The organism is Nocardia sp. NPDC058497 (assembly GCF_042720195.1).
Lineage (GTDB): Bacteria > Actinomycetota > Actinomycetes > Mycobacteriales > Mycobacteriaceae > Nocardia.
Map to the genome: position 1 here is coordinate 2,233 of NZ_JBHXMY010000221.1, position 6,637 is coordinate 8,869.

Below are 6,637 nucleotides of genomic sequence, written 5' to 3' on the forward strand. Positions count from 1 at the left end.
CCGCCCACATCTAATACCCCGGCCCCCCCCCCCCCCGGCACCCCGACCCGCGGCCACCTCCGCGTCAGACCCCGGCGCTCGGTAGCCCGGGCACCACGGATCCGCCCCGCCGACGGCGACCCGTCGAAGGAACGGGCACCGCGTCGAGCAGGCGGTGGGTGCACTCCAGGGCCGGTACGGCGCACACGGCGCCTACCCCGCCGGTTTCGGCGATCCGGCCCTGCCGCAGCACCACAACCCGGTCGGCGACCTGGTGCACAACGATGTGGACGGGCCGGCGCGCCCGTTCCGGCGGCTCGTCCACGTCAGGCAGCCTTCATCCGACGATGCGCGCATCGACCCCAGGTAGCTCGTCGAACCGGGCTCGCCTATCCGTTGTGATGATCTCCCGACCAGTCGCCCGGGCCGTCGACGCGATGATCAGGTCGTGGGCGCCGCGCGGTTCACCCGTGGACCGTACGAACGCCAGCAACTCGGCGTGCACCTCCGCGATCGCATCGTCGTAGGGAACGCAGGGTACGACCGCACGGAACTCCGCGAGGAAGCTCCGTGCGCTGGCCTGTTTCGCGGGGTTGGTCTGGCCCGCTACACCGGTGAGGTACTCCGCGATCACGACCGCGGCGACCGCGACGTTGTCGCCGTCAGCAATAACATCCGACAGGTCGACTGTGCCACGATCGACCGCGATCAATACACCGGTGTCGAGGATCAGCTTCGCCACGAATCGCTGTCCTCGCTCGCGCTCGCATACTCGTCGATCGAGTCGACGGCAGCTTCGAACTCATCGTCGAGCCCGATCCGGCCGCGCCACCGACGGGCCAGGCTGTTCACGCTCGCCCCGTTCGAGCGGGGCGCCGGCACCAGTCGCGCCACACACACGCCCTTGCGGGTGATGACAAACTCCTCACCCGATTCCGCCTCATCGAGAACCCGCGCAAAAGACCGCGCCGCCTCGGTCGCACTAATCTCCTTCATGTACAGCACACTATCAGAATCAGATACTCTGATGCCAGAACGGCATATGTCGGAATCAGTCCCGGTTCCACGCGTCGACCAGGTCAGATATCGTCTACCGGGGCGGAGAGACGGACTCGCAGTAAGGACACCCTGATGGACGACAGTTCCCTGATCTGGGACGACGGTGCGCTCGTCACCATCGACCAGCGCGGACTGCCGCATGAGGCGCGGGAGCTGCGGCTGGGCACCGTCGACGAGATCATCGACGCGATCACCACCCTCGCTATCCGCGGCGCACCGGCCATCGGGATCGCGGGCGCGTTCGGTGTGGTCATCGCGACCAGGGCACACACGAGCGACCACGTGGTCGATGTGGCTGCAGTGGAGGCCGAGGCCGACCGGATCGCCGCCGCCAGGCCGACCGCGGTCAATCTGGCCTGGGCGGTCAATCGGGTGCGTGCCCGGATCGCCGACGGTGCCGACGCGGTGCTGGCCGAGACCCTCGACATGCTGGCCGAGGACGGTCGCGTCAACCTCGCCGCCGCCACCCACGCCGCCGACCTGGTGCAACACCTCTGCGGTGACCGGCCGCTGCGGCTGCTCACCCACTGCAACACCGGGCGCCTCGCCACCAGCGCGGTCGGCACCGCGATCGGCGCGCTGCGAGTCCTGCACGAACGCGGCGCGGTCGCGGACGTGATCGTCGACGAGACGCGTCCGCTGCTGCAGGGCGCCCGGCTCACCGCGTGGGAACTGGCCGAGGCAGGCATCCCGCACCGGCTGACCATCGACTCCGCCGCCGCGTGGGCGATGGCCACCGGTCAGGTCGATGCGGTGCTGGTCGGCGCCGACCGGATCACCGCCAACGGGGACGTCGCCAACAAGATCGGCACCTTCACCCTCGCGCTGGCCGCCCGTCATCACGGCATCCCGTTCATCGTGGTCGCCCCGGAGTCCACCCGCGATACCGCGATGGCCACCGGAGCGCAGATCGTGGTCGAGCAGCGCGCCGCCGACGAGGTCACCGGGTTCGGCGGAGTCGCGAGCGCGCCCGCCGGGACCGCCGTGTTCAACCCCGCCTTCGACGTGACGCCCACCGATCTCGTGACTGCCGTGGTCACGGAAAACGGTGTGGTCTACCGCAATTCGGACACCTTCGACGCACAGGGCGGCGCGATCGCGGCGACGGCGCGGCAGCTCTACGACCGTGGCTGGATGCCGGGAACCGCGGGCAATATCTCGGTGCGGGCAGGCGACGACGCACTCATTACCGCCAGCGGCCTGTCCAAAGGTGAACTGACCGAACGGGATACGGTGCTCGTCGGCGTGGCCGACACGGTCGCCCGGCCAGGGCAGAGCCGTAAACCGTCCGCGGAGACCAGCATTCACACCGCGGTGTACCGCACCCGCGCGGCGGGAGCGGTCGTGCACGTGCACTCGCCGTTCGCGACCGCCCTGGCGACCACGGCCGCGCGGCCCGGTGACGCGGTGACCACGCTGCGGATCACCGGATACGAGCTGCTCAAGGGCTTCGGCCTCGACGACCCGTCCGCGGTGGACGTGCCGGTATTCCCGAACTGGCCGGATGTCGGGCGCATCGGCGCCGACATCGAGACCTACCTGCGCGAAAACCCCACCGCCCCACCGATTCTGTTCATCACCGGGCACGGCATCACCACCTGGGGTGACACTCTTGCTCAGGCGCGTGACCGCGCCGAATGCCTGGAAGCCCTGTGCGAGTTGATCGCCCGCACCGGACGCACCGACGCCACGCCACTCGAGATCGGATAATCATGACCCTGCTGCAAGTGATGGCCGCCGACAACGCCGCCGATGTCCGCGTGCGCACCACCGACACCGCCGAGATCGGCGCCGAGCTGGCGAAGCACGGCATCGCGTTCTCCCGCTGGGACGTTCTCGCCGACGCCGCGACCACCGACTCCGGCACCCTGCTCGCCCACTACGCCCCGCAGATCACCGAACTCAACGCGTCGGGCCGCTACGAGCACATCGACGTCGCCCGCATCCACCCCGACGACGACAACCCGGAGTGGCCCGCCACCGCGGCGGGCGCGCGCGCCAAGTTCCTCGACGAGCACCGCCACGCCGAGGACGAGGTTCGCTTCTTCGCCGCCGGTCGCGGCTGCTTCTACCTGCACATCGGCGACGCCGTGCTGGCGACCGTCTGCGAAGCGGGCGACCTGCTCTCGGTGCCCGCGGGCACCCTGCACTGGTTCGACATGGGCACTCGGCCCGACTTCATCGCCCTGCGCTTCTTCGAGGAGGCCGACGGCTGGATCGGCGACTTCACCGGCGACAAGATCAGCGCGGGCTTCCCCACGCTGGACGAACTGCTCACCGCGTCGTGACCCGCGCCATCGTCCTCGACATCGAGGGCACGACCAGCCCCACCGACTCGGTCCGCAACGACCTCTACGGGTACACCGAGCAGCGCCTGCCCACCTGGCTGGCCGAGAATGCCTCGGGCACGGCCGAATCCGTGATCACGCAGACCCGTGAACTGGCAGGCGAACCCACCGCAGACACCGACCGGATCGCCGAAATCCTCACCGGCTGGCTGCATTCCGACGTCAAGGCCGAGCCGCTCAAGGCGGCACAGGGCGCGATCTGCGCCCAGGGTTTCCGCGCGGGCGCACTGCACGGACGGTTCTTCGACGACGTGGTGCCCGCACTGTCGGCCTGGCACGAAGCCGGGCTCCCGCTCTACGTGTACTCCTCGGGTTCCGAACGCAACCAACGAGATTGGTTCACCTTCGCCGAGGCAGGCGACCTGTCCGGCCTCATCACCGACCACTTCGACCTCGTCAGCGCGGGCCCGAAGCGGGAATCCACGTCCTACGACGACATCGCCGACCGCATCGGCATCCCCGCGCAGGAGATCCTGTTCCTGTCCGACCATCCGGACGAACTCGACGCCGCGACCGCTGCCGGATGGCAGGTCGTCGGAGTCCATCGCGAGGGCGAGCCCAATCCGCCGCGGGCACCCCATCGCTGGGTCGAGTCGTTCGCCGACATCGAGGTCGGCGCTCGGGCTTGATGGCCGCGCCGGATCGCGGGACGGCCGCAGCGTCGGGCCGGCCCTCGGGTTCCGACTGCGTCGCCGCGATCGCGGGGATGGCCGTGGTACAGGTCAGCGGCTGTTGTGGGGGCTGTGCTACGAACTGGCAGTCGCGCACCTGTCCGAGCCGTGGCGCCGGCCGCGAGCGAAGATCAATGCGGCCTGCCTCGGCGTCGTCGCGCTCGAGATCGCTATCCTCGGCGGGTTGCGTTTCGGCCCGCTCGGCGTGCTGTTCCCGCTGGTCATCGCGGCGCTGCTGGCACTGCTCGTCTGGCGCGGCACCCAGCACCCATCCGAGACGGTCTTGCGCGTCATCCGCCCCACCGCCGCTCCGGGGGCTACGTTGGCCGCGCAGTTCGGCTCGGACGCGGTCCTCATCGCCGCAGCCACCTACCTGCTCCGGGTGCCGTACACCGCGATCAGCGCGATCGATATCCGCGGATCTGTAGCGGCTTTCGGCTACGGCGAGCTGCCGATCATGCTGCCGAGCGCACTCTTCCCGCCCGAGATCGTGGGGCGGCTGCGCGAGCTGGGTGTGCAGATCGTCGAGCACTGACCCGTCGATTACCCGGCAACCGAAGCGAACTCAGCTCACCTGAGCGCGGACCGCGCCGAGTTTGCCCCGCTGCACGGTGGCGAACACCCGGCGGGCATGGGCGGCGACCGGGCTGGTCGACCAGGGCGCCAGGGTGGTGGTGAACATCAGTTCGCACCAGGACAGGGCCGGGATCTCGCCCGCGGCGAGGGTGGCGATCAGGGACAGTTCGGTGTCGTGACCCAGCCAGGACGCGACCAGCCAGGAGGCGTCGAAGCGGCCGAGGAACTCCTCGGCGTCCTCGGGCGGGCCGTGCGGGGTGTCGACGGTCAGGTGGACGACGGCGGCGACGGCGTGGCGCATCTTGGCGTCCATGCCGACCGCGTCGTGCAGCAGCAGGCCCTCCAGTGCCGAGCGCAGTTCCGTCCAAGGGTCCAGAGCGTTGTCCTGCATGACGAGCCTTTCCTGTGGGTCGGTCTGCGGGTCGAGGCCACCGGTGATCGACCGGAGAGCCGGCGCACCGTGCGGTTCGGTGGGGTCGACGAGTTCGCCGAGCCGGCCAGGGGTCCAGTCGAGCCTGCCGAAGGCGTGGCACCAGTCCAGTGCCGGATTGTCGTCGGTGACAACGAGATCGAGGGCCAGGCCGGCCATCGATGCGGTGCAGGCCAGCGTGACGGCGTCGAGCTCGTCATCGCTGACCGAGAGGTGCAGTGTCGCCTTGCCCGCGCCCGCGTCTTCGCGGGCACGGCCTGCCAGCCAGATCGCGCGCCCTGCCGCGCTCATGGCCGCGGCGGCGCGGTCACCGTGTGGATGATCGACATCGGCGTCGAGAAAGGGGCCGTACCAAATCGCCCTGCCTTCCGCGCCGCACACCGCGAAGGTGTCCGAGAGGCCGTCGCCCGCGGCGGCGAGCCATATGTGTGCGTGGTTTCCGTACTCCGTCACCCTCATCAGTTTCTCCCCGAAATATGCTGATCGAGCCGAACGTCGTTCTCCTACGATCCAATCGCCCATGAACACGGGTGTCCATAGTCTCGATGGAATAGGCACGCCCCCGTGAGGTACATACACTCGCCAGTGAATTCACAGCTCCGGCAGTACACGGGACGGGCGGTCACAACAATGCCCGGCAACCACACGAAATCGGTGTCCCCGCTTGTATCTTTCGAGCATGCCCTACGTGCACTCCGATTCGGTGAACATCCATTTCCGCACCGGTGCCGTCCGCGGTCCCACCGTACTACTCGCCCACGGTTTCCTGATGGACGAATCGATGTTCGATCCGATTCGAACGATATTGGCGCACAACGATATCAACGTCATCGCCTGGGATACCCGTGGCCACGGCCGCACCGGCTACGGCCGTGACCCACGCTTCGACTATTGGGACCTGGCCGAGGACGGGTTGCGCGTGCTCGACGCGGTCGGCGTCGAACGGGCGGTCGTCGGCGGAATGAGCCAGGGCGGATATGCCGCCCTGCGCATGGCGCTGCTCGCGCCGGAGCGGGTCGGCGGATTGGCCCTGCTCGATACCGAGGCGGGCGCGTGCACCAGGGCCGACGAAACCTATTACGAGGAATTCTTCGACGAATGGTGCGGCTCCGGCGAATTGGTTCCGCTGGCCGAAAAGCTCGCTCCCCAATTGATCGGCGGCGACCGCCCGGATATCTGGCGGTGGTGGATCACCCGCTGGCTCACCCACGACCGCGCGGCGATCCAGCCGGCGGCGCGCTGCCTGATCGACCGCGATTCGGTCATCGACCGCCTCGGCGAGATCACCGCGCCCGCGCTCGTGCTGCGCGGCGAGCACGACCACAGCAGCACCGCCGAGAAATGCGCGCGACTGGCGACCGGATTGCCGGGCGCCCGCGGCGTGCGCACGGTGCCCGGCGCGGGTCACGGCTGCGCCCTCACCCATCCGGAGCAGGTCGCCGGCGCTTTGATCGAACTGGTCACCGCGTGCGCACCGCACCTCTCGGCGCCCGGGGGGCGCGGCGGGCCGGGCGCGGCGGCGCGCCGGGCGGGGGGCGGTTTTTGAATATTAATGCGCCGACACATCGGTAAAA

Annotated in this window: 9 protein-coding genes; 5 read left to right on the top strand and 4 right to left on the bottom strand. The window is 69.2% G+C overall.

The features are described 5' to 3' along the window. Positions 1-64: 64 nt before the first annotated feature. From ACFWPJ_RS16630 to ACFWPJ_RS16640, 3 genes are read right to left on the bottom strand one after another with little or no spacing between them, the layout of a single operon-like run. Positions 65-304: a hypothetical protein gene (locus tag ACFWPJ_RS16630; RefSeq protein WP_378852204.1), complete on the bottom strand. Its 240-nt coding sequence runs from the start codon at positions 302-304 to the stop codon at positions 65-67. Between the two features lie 12 nt (positions 305-316). Beyond that, on the bottom strand, positions 317-721 hold the full coding sequence (locus tag ACFWPJ_RS16635) for a PIN domain-containing protein (protein ID WP_378852206.1): 405 nt from the start codon (positions 719-721) through the stop codon (positions 317-319). Beyond that, entirely contained in the window at positions 709-975 is a 267-nt protein-coding gene (locus ACFWPJ_RS16640; RefSeq protein ID WP_378852220.1) for a type II toxin-antitoxin system Phd/YefM family antitoxin, read from the bottom strand. Before ACFWPJ_RS16640 ends, ACFWPJ_RS16635 begins: the two co-directional genes overlap by 13 nt. A 135-nt stretch (positions 976-1,110) precedes the next feature. On the opposite strand from ACFWPJ_RS16640, the gene mtnA reads away from it, so the two are divergent. The 4 genes from mtnA (at position 1,111) to ACFWPJ_RS16660 (ending at position 4,592) form a co-directional block, all read left to right on the top strand. Then, a complete protein-coding gene (mtnA, locus tag ACFWPJ_RS16645; RefSeq protein ID WP_378852208.1) occupies positions 1,111-2,748 on the top strand; it encodes an S-methyl-5-thioribose-1-phosphate isomerase in 1,638 nt (545 codons plus the stop codon). Positions 2,749-2,750: 2 nt separating this feature from the next. Then, positions 2,751-3,326, top strand: coding sequence for an acireductone dioxygenase (locus ACFWPJ_RS16650; RefSeq protein WP_378852210.1), 576 nt, complete (start codon positions 2,751-2,753; stop codon positions 3,324-3,326). Beyond that, positions 3,323-4,015, top strand: coding sequence for an acireductone synthase (gene mtnC, locus ACFWPJ_RS16655; protein ID WP_378852212.1), 693 nt, complete (start codon positions 3,323-3,325; stop codon positions 4,013-4,015). The genes ACFWPJ_RS16650 and mtnC overlap by 4 nt, the downstream gene beginning before the upstream one ends. Positions 4,016-4,118: 103 nt before the next feature. Further along, entirely contained in the window at positions 4,119-4,592 is a 474-nt protein-coding gene (locus ACFWPJ_RS16660; RefSeq protein WP_378852214.1) for a hypothetical protein, read from the top strand. A gap of 30 nt (positions 4,593-4,622) precedes the next feature. On the opposite strand, the gene ACFWPJ_RS16665 is transcribed toward ACFWPJ_RS16660, so the two are convergent. Further along, on the bottom strand, positions 4,623-5,522 hold the full coding sequence (locus ACFWPJ_RS16665; protein WP_378852216.1) for a hypothetical protein: 900 nt from the start codon (positions 5,520-5,522) through the stop codon (positions 4,623-4,625). A 220-nt stretch (positions 5,523-5,742) separates the two neighbouring features. On the opposite strand from ACFWPJ_RS16665, the gene ACFWPJ_RS16670 reads away from it, so the two are divergent. After that, on the top strand, positions 5,743-6,609 hold the full coding sequence (locus ACFWPJ_RS16670; RefSeq protein ID WP_378852218.1) for an alpha/beta fold hydrolase: 867 nt from the start codon (positions 5,743-5,745) through the stop codon (positions 6,607-6,609). Positions 6,610-6,637 lie beyond the last annotated feature (28 nt).